The organism is Actinokineospora sp. UTMC 2448, from assembly GCF_024760565.1.
Classification (GTDB): Bacteria; Actinomycetota; Actinomycetes; order Mycobacteriales; family Pseudonocardiaceae; genus Actinokineospora; species Actinokineospora fastidiosa.
Genome location: NZ_CP031087.1, coordinates 4,431,342 through 4,449,894 on the forward strand (window position 1 = coordinate 4,431,342; position 18,553 = coordinate 4,449,894).

An 18,553-nucleotide genomic window follows, 5' to 3' on the forward strand; every position below is an offset into this window, starting at 1 on the left:
GGTATGGGGGTAGGCGGCTAGTCCGCTGACGTTCCCAGCAGGTAGCCCGCCCAGTAGGCGTCCAGGGGGACCAGGTCGTAGTCGCGGCACTCGGGGAGGTCCGCGCCGCTGATGCGGACCGTGCAGCCGCCGCGTTCCAAGGGGAGGTTCCGCAGCAGCAGGGACCACTGCCAGACGCCGGTGGCGTCGCGTCTCGCGCCCGTCGTGCTGGCCGGGTAGGGGGCCTCGACGATGTGCACGATGGCGTCGCCCGGGGTCGGGCGGGTGGCGCCGTGGCACTGGTCGATCTCCACCAGGAGCCTGCCGCCGTCGGCGGGCTGGAACAGGGTCACCAGGCGGAACCGGTGGCCGCCCAGGTCGTCGCGGACGCCCAGGACGCGGCGGGTCCGGTTCTCCACCACGACGCGGCACGCGTCCTCCGGCGCGTCCACGGGTTCGAGGGTCATCCGCATGTGACTCGTCTACCACCACCGGCGACGCGCTGTCGGGAAGAAGACACCGGGTCACCCGGACGCCTTAGACTGTGCCGGTTCACGCCGGTTCGTGCCCGGTTCCCGGGCTCCTACCGGGCTCCGCCGGTGCCCGGCAGGCCGACCATCCGCCGAGGAGTGACCCCCGACATGCGCGAGGCGCAGTCCCCCGGTCGCAGTAGCGAGCCGGGAGAGAGTCCCGGCTGCCATACCGGTCCGGAAGCCGAGCGGGGTGCTCGGTGACCGGAGTCCTGTTGAGCGTGCTCGGCCTGCTGGCGGTGACGGTGCTGACCGCGGGCACCGCGCTGTTCGTCGCCGCCGAGTTCTCCCTGACGACGCTGGAGCGCACCCAGGTCGACCAGCACGCCGCCACCGTCGGCGACCGGCGGGCGCTGGCCATCCAGAAGGCGCACCGCACCCTGTCCTTCCAGCTCTCCGGGGCGCAGCTGGGCATCACGATCACCACGCTGGTCACCGGCTACATCGCCGAGCCCGCGATCGCCGAGCTGATCGAGCCCGCCTTCACCGCGCTGGACGTGCCCCGGTCGGTGGCAGGCCCCATCGCGCTGGTGATCGCGCTGACGCTGGCCACCGCGCTGTCGATGGTGTTCGGCGAGCTGGTGCCCAAGAACCTGGCCATCGCCCGGCCGCTGCCCACCGCGCGCGCCGTCACCATCCCGCAGATGGCGTTCACCTCGGCGCTGCGCTGGCTGATCCACGGCCTCAACGGCGCGGCGAACTGGGCGGTCCGCGGGCTCGGCGTCGAGCCGCAGGAGGAGCTGCGCTCGGCGCGCTCGCCGCAGGAGCTGGGCGGCCTGGTCCGCTCCAGCGCCGCGCTGGGCACGCTCGACACCGAGACCGCGGCGCTGCTGAGCCGGTCCCTGGTCTTCGGCGACCGGGTGGCCGCCGAGCTGATGACCCCGAGGGTGCGGGTGCGGGCGCTGCGGGCGGACGCGGCCGTGCCGGAGCTGATCGAGCTGGCCCGCGCGTCCGGCCACTCCCGGTTCCCCGTGCACGGCGGCGACCTCGACGACGTGCGCGGCGTGGTCCACGTCAAGCAGGTGTTCGCCGTGCCGCAGGCGCAGCGCGCCACCACCCGGGTCGGGTCGCTGGCCCGGCCGGTGCTGACCGTGCCGGAGACCCTGGAGGGCGACGCGCTGCTGGAGCGGCTGCGCGGCACCGGCCTGCAGGTCGCCATCGTGGTCGACGAGTACGGCGGCACCGCGGGCCTGGTCACCCTGGAGGACCTGGTCGAGGAGATCGTCGGCGACGTGCGCGACGAGCACGACCGCGGCGAGGTCGCCCCGGTGCGCAGGCTGGGCCGGGAGAGCTGGCTGGTCTCGGGCCTGCTGCGCGACGACGAGCTGGCCGAGGCCACCGGCTTCCGGATGCCCGAGGGCGAGTACGAGACGCTGGGCGGGCTGGTGCTCACCCGGCTGGGCCGCATCCCGGCCGTCAACGACGAGCTCAGCGTCGACGGCTGGCGGATCACCGTGCTGCGCATGGACCGCCACCGGGTGGCCGAGCTGCGGCTGGCGCGGGGGGCCGAGGCGTGACCGACGTCCTCGCGCTCGGCGCTACCGTGCTCCTGCTGCTGGGCAACGGCTTCTTCGTCGGCGCCGAGTTCGCCATCATCACCGCCCGCCGCGACCGGCTGGAGGCGCTCGTCCGCGACGGCCAGCGGCGCGCGGCGACCGTCGTCGAGGCGGGCAGGCGGCTGCCGCTGCTGATCGCGGGCGCGCAGCTGGGCATCACGGTGTGCTCGCTCGGCCTGGGCGCGCTGTCCGAGCCCGTCATCGCCCACCTGCTGGAGGCGCCGCTGAGCGCGCTGGGGATGCCGTCGGCTGTGGTGCACGGCATCGCGTTCGCCATCGCGCTGGGCGTCGTCGTCACCCTGCACACGGTCATCGGCGAGATGGTGCCGAAGAACCTGGCCATCGCCGGTCCGGAGCGCGCGGCGATGGCGCTGGTGCCCGCCCACTACGCGTTCTGCCGCATGGTGCGCCCGGTGCTGGCGCTGTTCACCTCGGTGTCGACGTGGCTGCTCGGCCTGGGCAACGTCGAGCCCAAGGACGAGGTGGAGAACGCCTACACCCACGACGAGCTGGCCACGCTGATCGCCGAGTCCCGCCGCGAGGGCCTGCTCGACGCCCCGGAGCACCGGCGGCTGGCCCAGACGCTGTCCTCGGTCGGCCGGACGGTCGCCGAGGTCATGGTCCCGCTCGACCGGATCACCATGGTGGCGCACCCGCCCACGGTCGGCGACATCGCCGCGGCGGTGTCCGACACCGGTTTCTCCCGGTTCCCCGTGCGCCGCGGCGACGGCGGGCTCGACGGGTACGTGCACGTCAAGGACGTGCTCGACCAGGTCGACGCGGACCCGGCGACGGTGGTGCGGGTGCGGAACCTGCCCGAGGTGCCCGCCGACTCGCGCCTGGACGACGCGCTGGCCGCGCTGCGCCGCGCGCACAGCCACCTGGCCAAGGCGGTGGCGGCGGACCGTACCGTGGTGGGTGTGGTGGCGTTGGAGGACCTGGTCGAGGAGTACGTCGGCCGGGTGCGCGACGGGACGCACGTGCGCAATGACTGAGGTTCTGCCCGAGGCGGTCTGGCACGGGCGGCGGGCGGCGCACGTGGCGTTCGTGCGCCGCTGGACGGGGCCGCACCTGGCTCGGCGGCAGCGCCGCGAGAAGCACCCGGTGCTGGACTTCCTGTTCACCTACTACTCCCACCGGCCCGCGCGGCTGGAGCGCTGGCACCCGGGGCCGGGGGTGGTGCTGGCGGGCGACTCGGCGCGCGAGTACCTGGAGTTCCCGGGGTACGTCGAGGTCGCGGGCGGGGTGGCGCTGGACCCCGAGCTGCCCGAGCCGCGGCGGCGGACCGCGGAGTTCGTCCGCGCCCTGCTGTCGGCGACGCGGTCGCGCCCGCCGCGCCTGGGCTGCTTCGGACTGCACGAGTGGGCGATGGTCTACCGGGCGCCGGAGACCCGGCACGCCTGGCCGCTGCGGCTGGGCCCGGACGGCACGGACGCGGTCGTCGAGTCCTCGACGATCCGGTGTGGACACTTCGACGCCTACCGCTTCTTCACCCCGGATGCCCGCCCGCTCAACACGTTGTCGCCCACCCGGGAGTCGCAGGTGGACAATGAGCAGCCGGGGTGCCTGCACGGCAACATGGACCTGTTCAAGTGGGCCTACAAGCTGGACCCCTACACGCCGTCCGAGCTGACCGCCCGGTGCTTCGCGCTCGCCGTCGACATCCGGGAACTGGACATGCGGGCGAGCCCGTACGACCTGGCGGACCTGGGCTACTCCCCCGTGCGCATCGAGACCGAGCGGGGACGGGCGGAGTACGTGCGGGCCCAGGCCGCCTTCGCCGAGCGCGCCGCGCCACTGCGGAGCGCGCTGATCGAGCTGTGCTCGACACTGCTCGACGCGACAGCATCTCGCTGATCAAGCCCAGGATTGACACCGGCGCCGTGCTGGGACTTCAATCCGCATGAGGTCCAGACCAATTCCCCCTGCCCCCTGCGGACCGGCAGCGTCCCGCGGCCGGCGCAGGTCCCCACCGGGAGGCCCTGTGCGTACCCGAAACCGCGTGCTCGCGTGTGCGAGCACAACCCTGATCGCGTGTGCGAGCGTGGTGGCCGCGCCCTCGGCGCACGCCGCGAACCTGCTGACCAATCCCGGATTCGAGGCCGGGAACCTGACCGGGTGGTCCTGCTCCGGCGGCAGCGGGTCCGTCGTCGGCAGCCCCGTCCACAGCGGCACCAAGGCCCTCGCGGCCGCCGCGACCGCGAGCACCAACGCGCGCTGCGCGCAGACCGTGTCCGTGCAGCCGAACACCGCCTACACCCTGTCCGGTTGGGTGCGCGGCGCCTACGTCCACCTGGGCGTGACCGGCGGGACGGCGGCGTGGACGCCCTCCGCGTCGACCTACACGCGGCTGTCGGTCTCCTTCACCACGGGCGCGTCGCAGACCAGCGCCGAGGTCTACCTGCACGGCTGGTACGGCCAAGGCACCTACAACGCCGACGACATCAGCCTCGACGGGCCCGGCGGCGGCGATGACGACGAGGCGCCGACCGCGCCCGCCAACCTCCGGGTCACCGGCACGACGTCGAGCAGCGTGGCCCTGGCCTGGAACGCCGCGTCCGACAACGTGGGCGTGACCGGGTACGACGTGTACCGCGACGGCACGCTCGCCACCTCCGTGACCGGCACGACCGCGACCGTGGGCGGCCTGTCGCCGAGCACGGCGTACAGCTTCACCGTCCGGGCGAAGGACCGCGCGGGCAACACCTCGCCGGACTCGGCCGCGGTGCGGGCGACGACGCAGCCCGGCGGCGGCGGTCCGGGGTTCGTGCAGGCAGCGCCGTACCTCTACCTGGGCTGGGGCAACCCGCCGAGCGCCACCGAGGTGATGCGGGCGACCGGGATCAAGTGGTACACGATGGCGTTCATCCTGGCCCAGAACGGCTGCAACCCGGCGTGGGACAGCCAGCGGCCCCTGCTCGGCGGCGTCGATGAGACGACGATCAAGGCCATCCGCGCGGCGGGCGGCGACATCGTGCCGTCCATCGGCGGGTGGAGCGGCAACAAGCTCGGCCCCAACTGCGCCACCGCCCAGGCGCTCGCGGGCGCGTACCAGAAGGTGATCGACGCCTACGACCTCAAGGCCATCGACGTCGACATCGAGAACACCGACGAGTTCGAGAACCCGGCGGTGCAGGACCGCATCCTGACCGCGTTGAAGATCGTCAAGCAGAACAACCCCGGCCTGCGCACGATCCTCACCTTCCCGACGCTGCGGACCGGCCCCAACTCCTGGGGCAACCGGCTCATCGAGCAGGCCAAGGCGCTGGACGCGGGCATCGACAACTGGACGATCATGCCGTTCAACTTCAGCGGCCACGACGACATGTACGGCGCGACGATCAGCGCGACCGAGGGGCTCAAGGCCAAGCTCAAGTCCGTGTTCGGCTGGTCGGACGCGGAGGCGTACGCCCACATCGGCATCTCGGGCATGAACGGCAGCAGCGACGTCGGCGAGGTGACCACGCCGCAGATCTGGACGCAGATCCGCGACTGGTCCAACGCCCACCACATCGGCAGGCTGGCGTTCTGGTCGGTCAACCGCGACCGGCCGAACTGGGAGTTCACCCGCATCACGGCGGGCTTCACCGGCTGATCCGGCTCGTGCGGCGGCGCCCCTTCCTCGGGAGGGGCGCCGTCTCGTACGTCAGCTGACGTACGCGGCGTACGGTGAGCTGCGTAGGTAGGTGTCGCTCCACAGCGGACGCGGCGAGGTCGGGCGGTCCCTAACCTCGGAGAGGTCCGATTCCCGCAGTCCGAGGAGCCCCCTTGCCCGCCGTCGTCGCCGCCGCGTTCACCTGGATCGCCATGCTCTCCTTCGGCGGCATCCTGGTGGAGACGATCGTCATCTACCCCAACGTCTTCCACGACCCGCCCGCCTCGCTCGCGTCCGCTGTGGACTTCTTCACGGTCACGGGCCCGGCGGACCTGTTCCCGCCGCTCGGCGCGGCGACCGGCATCGCCGCCCTCGCCGCGCTCGCGCTGGCCTGGCGGACGCGGGCGCGCTGGTGGTTCGCCGCGGCGCTGCTGTGCCTGGTGGTCGGCGAGTTCCTGTTCTCGATGCTGTTCTTCTGGCCGCGCAACGACATCATGTTCGAGGAGGGCCTGGCCGTGCACACGGCCGAGGTCTTGCGCCGGACGGCGGTGGAGTTCGAGACCGGCCACTGGGTGCGCCTGGCGATGAGCGCCGTCACCGCCACCCTCGGTTTCGTCGGCCTGCTCCGCCTGTGGCGGGCCCCGGCCGCCTCAGCGGCGTCCGGCCACCCCGGGACGGCGTCATGAGGGCGCGGCTGGGGCTGTCGCCGCTGGTCGTGGTCCTGCTCGCGGTGCTGGGCGTGCCCCGGGTGGTCGCGCACGACCTCGCGCTCGTGGGGCCGGGTGTCAACGCGGTGCTGGTGTTCGCGCCCCCGCTGGTGTGGCTCGCGGTGGTCATGGCACGGCGGGTCCCCCATCCGCTGTTGACGTTGACCGTGGTCGGGGTCTGTCACGGCGTGCTGTTGGCCGTCACCCATCAGCTGTTGTGGGGGCACGCCTTCACCGAGGCGCCCGCGCTCGGGGGCGCGCTCGCGGGGGCGCTGTCGCCGGGGGCGGAGGCGGCCGTGTTGCGGGTGTTCGCGGTCATCAGCAGCCTGGTCACGGGCACGGCGGTCGGCGCGGTGACCGGGGCGGTGGCGTGGGCGCTCGGCCGGGTGAGGAGGACGTCCTGAGAGACAGGCTGGTCGACGCGGGCCTCGGCGGGCTGGTGCTGGCCGCGGTCGTCGTCGCGGTGGCGGTGAACGTCGGGGACTCCGCGCCCGCGCACCCGGCGGCCTACGCCCTCGGGCCGGTGCTCGGGGCGCTCATGCTGGTGCGCAGGCGGTGGCCGGTGGCCGTGCTGCTCGCCAGCGCGGCGGCGCTGCTGGTGTACTACACGCTCCCGTTCCCGCCGGTCGGCCTGGCCGTGCCCGTCGCGGCGGCGCTCTACACCGCCGCCGAACAGGGGCGGACGCGCTGGGCGGTCGCCACCGCGGTCGGTCTGCTCGCGATCTCCACCGTCGTGCGGGCCATGGAGGGCGACGACCTCGGCTACCTGTTCGGCTTCGCGTTCACCACCGACGCGGCGCTCATGACGAGCGTGATCGCCGTCGGCGACGGCGTGCGCTCCCGTCGGCGGCAGGCCGAGGCGGCGGCCCGCGAACGCGAGCGCGAGGCCGCCGCCCGCGCCGAACGCGAGCGGCTGCGTATCGCGCGCGACCTCCACGACCTCCTGGCCCACACGGTCACCGTCATCTCGCTGCACGCCGACGTCGCCAGGGAGGCCATGGACGACGACCCCGCGACGGCCCGCGAGTCCCTGGCGGCGGTCCGCTCCGCCTGCGGCGACGTGGTGCGCGAACTACGCGCGACCCTGCGCGCCCTGCGCTCCACCGACGACAGCAGCCCGCTGCCGGGCCTCAGCAGGCTCGACGCGCTGACCGCCGGGCTGGACGTGGACCTCCACACGACCGGGACCCCGGTCCCCCTCCCCGCCGTCGCCGACCACACGGCGTACCGGGTGCTCCAGGAAGCGCTGAGCAACGTCCGCAAACACGCCGGGACGACCCGGGTGGACATCACCGTGGACTACCGCCCCGACGCCCTGCGCCTGCACATCCGCGACCACGGCCGAGGCGCGGCGGGCGGGGGCGCCGGGTGGGGCATCATCGGGATGCGCGAGCGGCTGGCGTTGCTGGGCGGCACGCTGCGGATCGACGCCCCGGCGGGCGGCGGCTTCGCGGTGTCCGCCGAGATCCCGTTGGAGGGCGGATGATCCGGGTGGTCGTGGTCGACGACCAGGCCCTGGTGCGGACCGGGTTGCGGGCGTTGCTGGAGCGCGCGCCCGACATCGTGGTCGTCGGGGAGGCCGACAACGGCGACGCGGGGATGGCGGTGGTCCGGCGGGAACGGCCGGACGTGGTGCTGATGGACATCCGCATGCCGGGCGTCGACGGGATCACCGCCACCCGCCGGATCGGGGCCGATCCCGAGCTGGCGGACGTGCGGGTGATCGTCCTGACCACCTTCGACACCGACGAGCACATCATCGACGCCCTGCGCGCGGGCGCGGCGGGGTTCCTGCTCAAGGACACCGGCCCGGACGACCTGCGCGCCGCGGTCCGGGTCGTCGCCGCCGGGGAGTCGCTGCTGTCGCCCGCGGTCACCCGCCGGGTCATCCGGGCGGCGACGAGCAGGCACGTCCCGGACACCGCCGCACTGGCGGGCCTCACGCAGCGGGAGCGGGAGGTGCTGGCCGAGGTCGGCGCCGGGCGGTCCAACGACGAGATCGCCGCGCGGCTGACGATCAGCCCGGCGACCGCGCGGACGCACGTCGGCAGGCTGCTGGCCAAGCTCGCCGCGCGCGACCGGGCCCAGCTGGTGGTCCTGGCCTACGAGACCGGGCTGGTCGAGCCCGGCGGCCCGCGCTGAGGGTTCCGGTCGCGCTCGCGCCCGGGCGGAATTTCCCTTCCGCCCGGGCGCCGGAATCAACACCGCGAATCGGACATGAAATCCATCGAGATAATCACCCGTTCGCACCAGGGTTCTCGCCGCCGAGCGTCCGCACCGCGGCGCGGCCCGTTTCCAGCAGGCTCGGGAATAGCTCATAGGCGTTGATCTGGCTGTAGTACATGCCGTCCTCCGTTCGGTAGACGACCAGTTCGTGGTATTCGATGAATACGGCCCAGCGCACGACCGGACCGGGGTCGCACCTGTCGTTGACGACCAGCAGGCGGTCCTGGTAGATCTCGGCGTCGAGCGAGGGAACGCAGCGGCCCGAGCCGGTCGTCGCGCTCGCCGACAGCGGCGCGGCCGCGCAGGTGATCGCGGCGGCCGCCGCGGCGGCGGCGAGTATTCGTCGCATTCGGACACCTCCGGAAGACAATGCGGTACTGGCCGCTCGACATTAGCAAGAAGCGATGGGCATCACAGCACTTGATCTTGTCGATCATCGTCAGTACGGTCGGTGACAGGGCGATGTCGACGCCCGGGGAAAACCGACTTCGCGGACAGCCGATTTTGTGCTGCGCAGAATCACACTGAGGGGAAGCGAAGCATTCATGAAAGAAAACAGCGGGTTAACGCGCCGCAGACTCCTGACCGGCGCGATGGCCGCGGGCGCGGTCGCCGTGGTGGGGACCAGCGGCGCGCTGCTGGTCAACGCGGCGGGCGGCGCCGCCGCGGCCACCGTCGCCGACCAGTTCGACGAGGTCTACCGGGGCCGCCACATCCACGGCGGGGTGGTCGACGCCCCCGGGATCGCGCCCCAGGACCTCATCTACATCGACGACGACCTGCTCCACGTCATGCGCAACGCGGACGGGACGGTCAGCACGTCGATCAACCACTACCAGTCCTTCGACTCGCTGAGGACGGCAGCGCAGGCGGCCGTCGACACCCTCGGCGACCTCCGCCCGGTGCCCGCAGGCGTCGCACACCACTGAGGGAGGGGAACCGATGGGAATCCGCAAGAACCAGGCGAACCTGACCGCGACCGAACGCGCGAACCTGGTCAACGCGCTGTTGCAGCTCAAGGCGAACGGCGGCTACGACCAGTTCGTCCGCGAGCACATCGACCGGGGCAACGCCGACAGCGACTTCAGCGTGCGCGTCGGCCACCGCTCCCCCAGCTTCCTGCCCTGGCACCGCAAGTTCCTGCTGGAGTTCGAGCGCGCGCTGCAGGCGATCGACCCGACGGTCAACCTGCCGTACTGGGACTGGACCACCGCGGGCGCGAGCTCGTCGCTGTGGGCGAACGACTTCATGGGGCCCAACGGCACGTCGTCGCTGAACTGGCGGGTGAACTCGGGCCCGTTCGCGCAGAGCGGCGGCAACTGGACGCTGACCGTGCGCTCGGACTCCGCCAACTACCTGCGCCGCAACTTCGGCAGCTTCGGCACCACGCTGCCCACCGCGACGAACGTCAGCTCGGTGATGGCCCTCTCCACCTACGACACGTCGCCGTGGAACAGCCAGTCCACCAACAGCTTCCGCAACTACCTCGAGGGTTTCCGCGGCCCGAACCTGCACAACCGCGTGCACAACTGGGTCTCGGGGACCATGGCGGGCTTCGGCTCGCCGAACGACCCGGTCTTCTGGCTGCACCACTGCAACGTCGACCGCCTGTGGTCGCAGTGGCAGGCCCGCTACCCGACCCAGACCTACATCCCGACCGCGGGCACCACCAACGTCAACGACATCGATGAGCCCATGGACCCGTGGTTCGGCGACGCCACGCCGCGGAACATGCTCGACCACAGCGCCTGGTACACCTACCAATAGCGCACGACGCGGGCGGTGAACCCACCCCCCGGGGCGGTTCACCGCCCGCGTCGGCGGGCCCGGTCAGGCGAGGCGGGCGCAGGAGTTGTCGCCCGCCACCCGGAACCTCATCCGGTTGCGGGTCTCGGAGCCGTAGATCCCGTCGACCGTCACGCCCGCGCCTGCCTGCACGGCCTTCACCGCGGCCTCGGTGCGCGGCCCGAAGTCGCCGTCGACGGCGATGTCGCCGACCCGCTCACCGGTGTAGGGGGAGGGCATGCGCATGTTGGTGTAGCACCTGACCAGCGTGTGCTGGAGCTGGCGCACGATCGTCTCGTTGGCGACGAGGCCGCGGCCGATCAGGCAGTTCAGGCTGCCGCCGCTGGAGGCGGGCACGATGACCTTGGCGCCCACGCCGGTCACGGTCACCACCTTCGAGCACAGCGGCGTCGCGGCGGCGGCCGGTCCGGCCGAGACGACCACCCCCGCGGCGGCCGCGGCCACGACGGCGGCGACTGTGCCGATCCGCTTCACCTTGCCTGCGAGCATTCCGATGACCCCCATCAGTAGTGGTAGCAGGAGACGCGGTCCGGCGTGAGGAACCGCATGCGGTCGCGGGTGTTCGGGCCGTAGATCCCGTCCGCCGCGGTGCCGATGTGGCGCTGAACGGCCTTCAGCGCGGCGATCGTGCGCGGGCCGAAGTAGCCGTCGGCGGTCAGCTCGCCCACCTTCTCGTCGGAGTACGGCGAGGCCAGGTCGAGGCCCGCGTAGCACCGGCGCAGCGTGAACTGGAACCGCGACACGACGGTGCGGTTCGCGGCGAAGTCCCGGCCGATCTGGCAGCTGACGCTGCCCTTGAGCGTCGGCACCATGATGTCGTGGCCCGAGCGCGTCATCTCCGTCAGCGTCGTGCAGGGCGCCAGTGTCGCCGCCGAGGCGGGCGCGGCCGTGGCGGCCGCGATCGCCGTCCCCAGCGCGGCGGCGGCCAGTCCGGCCGCGCACCGGCGCGCGAGTCGTGAGGTCATCGAGTCCCTTCCCCCTTGGCAGATCACCGCCGCATGGCGCGGCGGGCATGACCGCGCGTGGCGCGGCAGGCACGACTGTAGGAATCCCGCGCCCACCGCGGTGTCCGGCGATCGCCCTACACCGGGGGCGTGCTCCCACTCAGCTCCTCCAGCGTGATGAGCCCGTCGTCGAGCGCCCGGGTGACCAGCTCGCTCTTGGTGCGGGCGGCCCGGCCCGCGTTGGCGTACTTGATCCGCACCCGGGTGATGTGGGTGTCGACGGTCTTGGCGGTGATGTTGAGCTTGGCCGCGACGAGTTCCTTCGACGACGAGGAGAACCAGGCGCGCAGGACCTCAGTCTCCCGGGGCGACAGCCTTGGCCTGTCCGGGCTGGTGTCGGCGACCAGCGCCCCGGACAGCGACGGGCCGGTGTACGGCGCGCCGCCCGCGGCGGCCCGGACGGCGGGGACCAGGTGCTCGGGCCCCTCGCGCTTGGTGAGGTAGGCGAGCGCGCCGAGATCGATGCACTTGATCACGGTGGCGTCGTCGGCGTGCTGGGAGTAGACGACGACGCGCCTGCCGCTGTCGACGAGCCTGCGCAGCTCGCCGAACTCCGGTTTGCGCGGCGTCAGCTCCAGGTCGAGGATCACCACGTCCGCCGCCGCGCCGGGCCCGGTCCAGACGTTGGCGAGGCGGCCGTCGGCGTCGATGAGCGCGATCGGCGGGTCGGCCCGCTCGCACCAGTACCGCACGCCCGCGGCGATCGCCGCGTGGTCGTCGACGATCACCGCGGTGATCAGCTCCCCGGTTGCCATCGGGCCTCCATCCAGACGGTCCCCCCGGCGCCGTGCGCCTCCACCCGCACCCCCGGCGTGGCCGGTTCGGGCACTTCGACCTCGCCGCAGTCGGCCACGACGCTGACAGACACCAGCTCGGCGCTGCCGACCACGGCGACCCGCGCCCGCGACTCCGCGGTGGCCAGCGCGGTGAGCGCCGCCTCGGTCAGGTCGCGCCGGACGGCCCTGGGCAGCGCGGGCAGGCTGCCGCGGGCTTCCAGCTCCACCTCGACGCCCTTGCGGTCGGCCACGTCGGCGCAGTGGCGCAGCTCGTGCAGCAGCGGGTTCGCCACGGTGTCCGCCTCGGCGAACAGCCGCCGCATCCGGGCGGCCTCGATCGCGCACCGCCGCCGCACCCCGGCGTCGTCGGGGGTGAGCGAGCCGTCGGCGAGCCCTTCCAGCAGCGGGACGGCAGTGTCGGACAGCTCGGCGAAGCGCTGGGCCCTGCGGCGGTGGGACTCCACCGCGACGGCCTCCTCGGTCCGCACCCGGGCCAGCTCGTCGGCCGCGGCTGCGGCGGCCGCGCCGATGCCGCGCAGCACGACGGCCACCACGGCGATGCAGAGCGGGAACCCCACCACGGTCACCGATCCGGTGGCGAAGCGGGCCAGCGCGGCGCGCGTGACGTCCTCCAGCACGAGGAGGTCGAGCAGCGCCAGCGACTCGTGCGCGACCAGGAACACCACCATGGAGCGCAGCGGGCGCTCCAGCAGCACCGCGGCGCCCACCCAGTTGGCCGCGCCGAAGGCCCAGTCGACGGAACTGGCGGTGTGCCCGTCCAGCGTCGTGTAGGACAGCGCCGCCGCGGCCAGCACGATGAGGACGGCGGGCCCGCGCATCGCCCCCCACGACCGCCGCCGGACCACGAGCACCGCTTCCGCGGCGAGCACGGCCGCCAACACGGCGAAGGCCGCGAACTGCGCCTGCGGCACGGGGAAGCGGTGCAGGTTCCGGACCAGACTGGACAGGCTCAGTCCACAGAGGATGACGGCGGTCAGCACGAGCATCGCGACCCGCAGGCCGTGCCGCAGCTGGGCCTGGGTCCGCTCCGCCAACCCGTCGCTCACGCCCGCCATCGCAGGCACACCACCGTTCCCGAGCCCGGGGCGGAGTCGACCGTGGCGGTTCCGCCGATCCGCTCCAGCCTCCCGCGCACGGACTCACGCAGCCCGCGGCGGGTCGACGGCACGTCGTCGACGGCGAAGCCCACCCCGTCGTCGGCGATCTCCAGCCGCAGCGCGGTCGCGTCACCGCGCAGCCGCACGGTCGCCCGACCGGTGCCCGCGTGCCTGCGCACGTTCGTCACGGCCTCCCTGGCGGCGTCCGCGATCGCCCTGGCCACGGGAAACGGCAACGCCAGCCGCTCGGGCACGTCGAACTCGACGGTCAGGTGCGCGGTGTCGACGTCAGCCCGCAGCAACTCGACGAGGTCGGCGCGCTCCGGCGTCGGCCCGCCGCTGGAGCGCAACCGCTCCAGGTCGCGCCGCGCCTGCCCGGCCAGCCACCCCGCCCCCGACGGCACCCGCCCGACCCCGACCATCAGCAGCGTGGTCGCCGCGGTGTCGTGCAGCGCCGTGGCCAGTTCCCGCTCATCGGCACGCACCGCCGCCGCCACAGCCGCCTCCCGCCGCGCCCGCTCCGCCACCACCGCCATCCCGTCCGCCCGCCGCGCCGCCCGGGCGACGAGCACCCAGGCCACCCGGGACAGTCCGGCGACGACCAGCATCCACACCTGCGTCCGCACCGAGTCCAGACCGGCCGCGCTGAGCACCGCGAGCATCCCGCCCGCTGCCGCCAGCGCCGCCGCGCCGCCCGCGACGAGCGGGGTGTGCCACTGCCAGGTCACGCAGGCGAAGGTGAGCAGCAGCCGCAGCCAGCCGGTGTTGGTGTCCTCGACGGCCTCGGTCCAGAAGACGCTCAAGCACACGCCGACCAGCACCGCGACGTCCACCCCGACCGGGATGGGCTGGCCACTGCCCCGCAGCCGCCACGCGCAGGCGACGGTCCACGCGGCCGCGACACCGACCGCCACCGCGGTGGCCGAAAGGTTCTCCCCCTCGGCGCGGAACAGGGCGATCGCGCAGATCGGCGGCAGCGTCGCCAGCCGGACGGTGGCGGCGTGGCGGCGGCCGAACCGCCACAGCAAGCGCACGGCTTCCCCCGCCACCGGCCACCTCACCCGTCCGTGAATCGATCCCGACAATACCGGCGGCGGGTCCGCGGGCGGCGCGGTTCGGGGGTTTTCTCAGAAGACGACCACCGCGCACGTCCCGATGAAGGCGAGTTGCACCAAGGCGCGCAGCGGCAGCGGCATCGTCTTGATGCCGCCGCCCGCGCGGGCGGCGCGGATGTTCGCGGGGAACATCGCGACCAGCAGTGCCGCCAGGCAGGCGGCCGCGATCTTCGCCGTGGACGGCACGAGCAGGCCGATCGCGCCCGCGATCTCCAGCACGCCGGTGAGGGTCACCAGGGCGGCGGGGTTGGGCAGGGCGGGCGGGACCATCGCGATGAGGTGGGTGCGGCGCGGTTCGGTGAAGTGGGCGCTGGCGGTCAGCAGGAACATGGCGGCCAGGCCGAGTCGGGCCGCGTGCGGCCACGAGTCGAGCCAGTCCACCCCGACCAGGCCCGCGAGCCGGGCCAGCGCGGTGACGGCGATGAGGACGACGAGTGGTGCCATGGAACGCCTCCCAGAATCTTGACAGCGACAAGATAGGTCGGCGCTCCGAATCTTGTCAATGACAAGTTCGCCCGGCAGGATGGCGGCATGGCCAAGAGCACCTACCACCACGGGGACCTGCGGGCGGCGCTGCTCGCGGTCGCCGCCGAGCAGATCGCCGCGGGCGGGGTCGACTCGGTGTCGCTGCGCGAGCTGGCCCGGCGGGCCGGGGTGTCGCACGCCGCGCCCGCCCACCACTTCGGCGACCGGCGCGGCCTGCTCACCGAGCTGGCCGTCGAGGGCTTCGGCCTGCTGGCCGACGCGCTCGCCGCGGCGCCGGACCTGCGGGAGCGCGCGATCGCCTACGTCCGCTTCGCGCTCGCGCACCCCGGGCACTTCGAGGTGATGTTCCGGCGCGACCTGCTGCGCCCGGACGACCCCCGACTCGCCGACGCACGCGCGCGCTCCGGCGAGTACCTGCGGTCGGGAACGGCCTCCCCGCCCGCCGCGCTCGCGGCGTGGTCGCTGGTGCACGGGTTCGCCTCCCTCTGGCGCGAGGGCGCGCTGGCCGGGTCCGCGCTCGCCACGGACTCCGACCCGCAGGCCCTGGCCCGGCTGATGGTCGGCGCGGTCCGCTTCGAGTGAAGCGCGGGAAAAGCGCGGGGAAAGCGGCCCGCGACAGGGTTCCGCCCACACCGGCCGCACGGGCCGGGGGGATGGGAGGACCCATGACCAAGCTGACACGGATCGGCCTGCCGCTGGTCGCGGCGCTGGGGATGGTCGTGCCGGGCGCGGCGGCCAGCGCGGAGGGGGCCGGGGCCATGGCGATCACCACGAGCGTGATCAACTGGCCGCCGGACTGCGGCAACGCGGTGAAGTCCTACGACGGCGGCGCCCTGGTCTGCTTCAACCCGACCGGCGAGCACATGTTCGTCTGCGACACCGACGGCGACGGCGCCCACCCGGAGGCGCTCTACCGCGGCAACCACGACTCCTCATGGGGCCGCAAGAAGCACTACGGCGGCGTGGGCACGTGCCTGGACGTCAACTTCACGATGGCCGAGGACACCTTCATCCAGTACCAGCCGCAGAACTGGGACGGCAACCTGCTGGTGAGCCGGGGCCCGACGACGGGCTGGATCAGCGCGCGGGGGTGATCCGTTCCGGCCCCACATCACGGACCGGACGGGCACACTGACTCCCCATTAGGGGGAGATCATGCTGATTTGTGTGCTCGGACCGATGACCGCGGGTGGGGCCCCGCTGGCAGGCCGATTACAGCGGACGCTGCTCGGCATGCTCGCGGCCAACGCCAACCGCCCCGTGACGGTCGACGCGTTGGTGGACGCGTTGTGGCCGGAGCCGGACCCGAGGGCCCGGCAACGGCTGCAGCTGCACGTCCACAAGCTCCGCCGGGAACTGGTCGGGGACCGGCTTTCCCACGGCCCGGCGGGATACACGCTGCGGACGCTGCCCGGGGAACTGGACGCCGAGCGCTTCGAGTCGCTCGTCGCCGAGGCGCTCGGCGTCCAGGACCCGGCGCGGCGGGCGCGGCTGCTGCGGGACGCGGTGGCCCTGTGGCGGGGCACGCCCTACGAGGGGTTGGACGTGCCCGCCCTGGCCGCCGAGGCGCGGCGGCTCGACGAGCGCAGGCTGGCCGCGCTGGAGGAGCGCTACGACGCCGAGATCGCTCTGGGCGGGCACGCCGAGGCCGCGGTCGACCTCGCCGCGCTCACCCGCGAACACCCGCTGCGCGAACGGTTCCACGGTCTGCTGATGGTCGCGCTGTATCGGGGCGGGCGGCAGGCCGAGGCGCTGGAGGTCTACCGACGGGCACGCGCGACCATGGTCGAGGAACTGGGCGTCGAACCCGGCCCCGGGCTGCGGGCGGTCGAGGCGGAGATCCTCGCGGGCGAGACGGCCCGGCCCGCGCAGCTGCCGCCCGACGTCACCGTCTTCGTCAACCGCGCGGCCGAGCTGGCCGAACTCGACAGCGCCCCGCTGGTGGCGATCACCGGCACCGCGGGCGTGGGCAAGACCGCGCTGGCCGTGCGCTGGGCGCACCGGGCACGCGAGCGGTTCCCGGACGGACAGCTCTACGTCGACCTGTGCGGTTACGCCACCGTGCGCCCGCTGTCCCCTGACGAGGTCCTCGCCGGGTTCCTGCGCGCGCTGGGGGCGCAGGGCGCGGCGATCCCCACCACCCGCGCCGAACGCCTGACCCGGCTGCGGTCCCTGGCCTCGGCGAAGCGGCTGCTCGTCATCCTGGACAACGCCGTCGACGCCGACCACGTCCGCCCGCTGCTGTTCGCGGCCGCCACGGTCGTCACCAGCCGCGATTCGCTGGCGGGCCTGGTGGCCAGGGAGGGCGCGCACCGCGTCGTGCTCACCCGGCTGGCCGCGGACGACGCCGAGCGGCTGCTCGCCCGCCTGGTCGGCGGGAACGCCCCCGCCGGGCTGGCCGAGCAGTGCGCGCGGCTGCCGCTGGCGCTGCGGGTGGCCGCCGAACTCGTGCGCTTCCACCCGGCGGCGGCCGCGCGGCTCAGCGGCGAACGCGCGCTCGACCTGCTCGACGCTGGCGGCGACCCGGCGACCGCGGTGCGCTCGGTGTTCTCCTGGTCCTACCGGCACCTGCCCGCCGACGCCGCCCGCCTGTTCCGGCTGTGCGGGCACGGCGTCGGGAACGCGGCCGAGCCCGCCGCGCTCGCCGCCCTCGTCGACCTGGGCGAGCGCGAGACCGTGCGCGCGCTGGCCGTGCTGGTGCGCGCGCACCTCGTCGAGCAGGTGTCCGACGGCCGCTACCACCTGCACGACCTGCTGCGCGAGTACGCCGCCGAGCTCGCCGACCCCGGCGAGACCGAGGCGGCCGTGAGCCGCCAGGTCGAGTGGTACACGCGGACGGCGGAGGCCACGGCCGACCGCGGCTGGCTGGGACGCGAGGTGGCCGCGCTGGTCAAGTGCGCCGAGCTGCGGCCCGCGGTGGCGGGACGGCTGTCGACGGCGCTGTGGCGGTTCCTGGACGACCAGGGCCGCGTCGCGGAGGCGCTGGCCCTGCACACCCGCGCCCTCGCCATGGCCGACGACCCGGAGGACCGCGCGCGGTTCGCGCTGCGGATCGGGATCGCGCACCTGCGCATGGGCGACCACGACACGGCCGAGCGGTTCTTCACGAGCGCGCGGAACCACCCCGTGCTCGAATCAGCCGCGCTGAACAACCTCGCGATGCTGTGCACCGAACGCGGCGACTACCCCGGCGCCGCCCGCTTCCTCGAAGCCGCGCTCGCCCTGTGCGGCGACGGAGAGGGCGCGCGTCGGATGGTCTACCTGACCAACCTCGGCGAGCTGCGGGTCCGCCTGGGCAGGCTGGCCGAGGCCGAGCCCGTCCTGCGGGCGGCGCTGGCGATGGCCGAGGACCTCGGCGACCGCGGCTGCGCGGCCCTCGCCTTGTGCCACATGGCCCACCTGCACCTGGAGACCGGCCAGCACGACCGCGCGGCCGCCGAGCTCGACGCGACGCTGGCGCTGGCCAGGCAGACCCGGAACCTGCCCGTGGAGGCCGAGGCCACGATGCACCTGGGCACGCTGCGGAGACGGCTGGGCGACCGCGACGGCGCCGTCGCGCACTTCCACCGGGTGCTGGAGCTGGCCGAGCTGACCGGCCAGCGCGAGCAGGCCGACGTGACGCGCAGGCGGCTCGCCGAGATCGGCGCGTCCTGAC

At 73.7% G+C, this 18,553-nt stretch carries 21 protein-coding genes; 13 read left to right on the forward strand and 8 right to left on the reverse strand.

Annotated elements, in window-relative coordinates; all coding sequences use genetic code 11:
• Nucleotides 1–17: 17 nt before the first annotated feature.
• Nucleotides 18–446 (reverse strand): hypothetical protein, encoded by a 429-nt coding sequence (locus tag Actkin_RS20140; RefSeq protein ID WP_258903802.1) that lies wholly within the window; start codon nucleotides 444–446, stop codon nucleotides 18–20.
• Nucleotides 447–709: 263 nt separating this feature from the next.
• Between Actkin_RS20140 and Actkin_RS20145 the strand changes: the two genes are divergently transcribed.
• The 8 genes from Actkin_RS20145 (at nucleotide 710) to Actkin_RS20180 (ending at nucleotide 8,509) form a co-directional block, all read left to right on the forward strand.
• The gene (locus tag Actkin_RS20145; protein ID WP_258903803.1) at nucleotides 710–2,026 is read left to right on the forward strand and encodes a hemolysin family protein; all 1,317 of its coding nucleotides are present in this window, start codon (nucleotides 710–712) and stop codon (nucleotides 2,024–2,026) included.
• Nucleotides 2,023–3,060 carry a hemolysin family protein gene (locus Actkin_RS20150; RefSeq protein WP_258903804.1) on the forward strand — a complete coding sequence of 346 codons (1,038 nt, stop codon included), beginning with the start codon at nucleotides 2,023–2,025 and terminating at the stop codon, nucleotides 3,058–3,060. Before Actkin_RS20145 ends, Actkin_RS20150 begins: the two co-directional genes overlap by 4 nt.
• A complete protein-coding gene (locus Actkin_RS20155; RefSeq protein ID WP_189211065.1) occupies nucleotides 3,053–3,922 on the forward strand; it encodes a 3-methyladenine DNA glycosylase in 870 nt (289 codons plus the stop codon). Before Actkin_RS20150 ends, Actkin_RS20155 begins: the two co-directional genes overlap by 8 nt.
• A gap of 127 nt (nucleotides 3,923–4,049) precedes the next feature.
• A complete protein-coding gene (locus Actkin_RS20160; RefSeq protein WP_258903805.1) occupies nucleotides 4,050–5,660 on the forward strand; it encodes a carbohydrate binding domain-containing protein in 1,611 nt (536 codons plus the stop codon).
• A 173-nt stretch (nucleotides 5,661–5,833) separates the two neighbouring features.
• On the forward strand, nucleotides 5,834–6,346 hold the full coding sequence (locus Actkin_RS20165; RefSeq protein WP_258903806.1) for an anthrone oxygenase family protein: 513 nt from the start codon (nucleotides 5,834–5,836) through the stop codon (nucleotides 6,344–6,346).
• The gene (locus Actkin_RS20170) at nucleotides 6,343–6,771 is read left to right on the forward strand and encodes a hypothetical protein (RefSeq protein ID WP_258903807.1); all 429 of its coding nucleotides are present in this window, start codon (nucleotides 6,343–6,345) and stop codon (nucleotides 6,769–6,771) included. Before Actkin_RS20165 ends, Actkin_RS20170 begins: the two co-directional genes overlap by 4 nt.
• Nucleotides 6,738–7,853, forward strand: coding sequence for a sensor histidine kinase (locus tag Actkin_RS20175; RefSeq protein WP_258903808.1), 1,116 nt, complete (start codon nucleotides 6,738–6,740; stop codon nucleotides 7,851–7,853). The genes Actkin_RS20170 and Actkin_RS20175 overlap by 34 nt, the downstream gene beginning before the upstream one ends.
• Nucleotides 7,850–8,509 carry a response regulator gene (locus Actkin_RS20180; protein WP_258903809.1) on the forward strand — a complete coding sequence of 220 codons (660 nt, stop codon included), beginning with the start codon at nucleotides 7,850–7,852 and terminating at the stop codon, nucleotides 8,507–8,509. Before Actkin_RS20175 ends, Actkin_RS20180 begins: the two co-directional genes overlap by 4 nt.
• Nucleotides 8,510–8,603: 94 nt before the next feature.
• Here the strand turns inward: Actkin_RS20180 and Actkin_RS20185 are convergent, their stop codons facing one another.
• Complete coding sequence (locus Actkin_RS20185) at nucleotides 8,604–8,942, reverse strand: tyrosinase family oxidase copper chaperone (RefSeq protein WP_189211070.1); 339 nt, start codon at nucleotides 8,940–8,942, stop codon at nucleotides 8,604–8,606.
• A 196-nt stretch (nucleotides 8,943–9,138) separates the two neighbouring features.
• Between Actkin_RS20185 and Actkin_RS20190 the strand changes: the two genes are divergently transcribed.
• Together Actkin_RS20190 and Actkin_RS20195 are read left to right on the forward strand one after the other, a co-directional pair.
• Nucleotides 9,139–9,522, forward strand: a complete 384-nt coding sequence (locus tag Actkin_RS20190) for a tyrosinase family oxidase copper chaperone (protein WP_189211071.1) — start codon at nucleotides 9,139–9,141, stop codon at nucleotides 9,520–9,522.
• Nucleotides 9,523–9,535: 13 nt separating this feature from the next.
• The gene (locus Actkin_RS20195; protein WP_189211072.1) at nucleotides 9,536–10,360 is read left to right on the forward strand and encodes a tyrosinase family protein; all 825 of its coding nucleotides are present in this window, start codon (nucleotides 9,536–9,538) and stop codon (nucleotides 10,358–10,360) included.
• Nucleotides 10,361–10,423: 63 nt separating this feature from the next.
• Here the strand turns inward: Actkin_RS20195 and Actkin_RS20200 are convergent, their stop codons facing one another.
• The 6 genes from Actkin_RS20200 to Actkin_RS20225 all read right to left on the reverse strand — a co-directional run bounded on the left by Actkin_RS20200 (nucleotide 10,424) and on the right by Actkin_RS20225 (nucleotide 14,856).
• The gene (locus tag Actkin_RS20200; protein WP_258903811.1) at nucleotides 10,424–10,903 is read right to left on the reverse strand and encodes a peptidoglycan-binding domain-containing protein; all 480 of its coding nucleotides are present in this window, start codon (nucleotides 10,901–10,903) and stop codon (nucleotides 10,424–10,426) included.
• On the reverse strand, nucleotides 10,903–11,364 hold the full coding sequence (locus Actkin_RS20205) for a peptidoglycan-binding domain-containing protein (protein WP_189211074.1): 462 nt from the start codon (nucleotides 11,362–11,364) through the stop codon (nucleotides 10,903–10,905). The genes Actkin_RS20200 and Actkin_RS20205 overlap by 1 nt, the downstream gene beginning before the upstream one ends.
• Before the next feature lie 116 nt (nucleotides 11,365–11,480).
• Nucleotides 11,481–12,158 (reverse strand): response regulator transcription factor, encoded by a 678-nt coding sequence (locus Actkin_RS20210; RefSeq protein WP_258903812.1) that lies wholly within the window; start codon nucleotides 12,156–12,158, stop codon nucleotides 11,481–11,483.
• Entirely contained in the window at nucleotides 12,140–13,246 is a 1,107-nt protein-coding gene (locus tag Actkin_RS20215) for a hypothetical protein (RefSeq protein WP_189211076.1), read from the reverse strand. Before Actkin_RS20215 ends, Actkin_RS20210 begins: the two co-directional genes overlap by 19 nt.
• Nucleotides 13,243–14,346 carry a sensor histidine kinase gene (locus Actkin_RS20220; protein WP_258903813.1) on the reverse strand — a complete coding sequence of 368 codons (1,104 nt, stop codon included), beginning with the start codon at nucleotides 14,344–14,346 and terminating at the stop codon, nucleotides 13,243–13,245. The genes Actkin_RS20215 and Actkin_RS20220 overlap by 4 nt, the downstream gene beginning before the upstream one ends.
• Before the next feature lie 78 nt (nucleotides 14,347–14,424).
• Nucleotides 14,425–14,856 (reverse strand): DoxX family protein, encoded by a 432-nt coding sequence (locus Actkin_RS20225; RefSeq protein ID WP_189211078.1) that lies wholly within the window; start codon nucleotides 14,854–14,856, stop codon nucleotides 14,425–14,427.
• Nucleotides 14,857–14,943: 87 nt separating this feature from the next.
• Here Actkin_RS20225 and Actkin_RS20230 point away from each other — a divergent pair, with 87 nt between their 5' ends.
• The 3 genes from Actkin_RS20230 (at nucleotide 14,944) to Actkin_RS20240 (ending at nucleotide 18,552) form a co-directional block, all read left to right on the forward strand.
• Entirely contained in the window at nucleotides 14,944–15,480 is a 537-nt protein-coding gene (locus tag Actkin_RS20230) for a TetR/AcrR family transcriptional regulator (protein ID WP_258903814.1), read from the forward strand.
• Nucleotides 15,481–15,563: 83 nt separating this feature from the next.
• Complete coding sequence (locus Actkin_RS20235) at nucleotides 15,564–15,992, forward strand: hypothetical protein (RefSeq protein ID WP_258903815.1); 429 nt, start codon at nucleotides 15,564–15,566, stop codon at nucleotides 15,990–15,992.
• Between the two features lie 85 nt (nucleotides 15,993–16,077).
• On the forward strand, nucleotides 16,078–18,552 hold the full coding sequence (locus Actkin_RS20240) for an AfsR/SARP family transcriptional regulator (protein ID WP_258903816.1): 2,475 nt from the start codon (nucleotides 16,078–16,080) through the stop codon (nucleotides 18,550–18,552).
• Nucleotide 18,553: the final 1 nt, after the last annotated feature.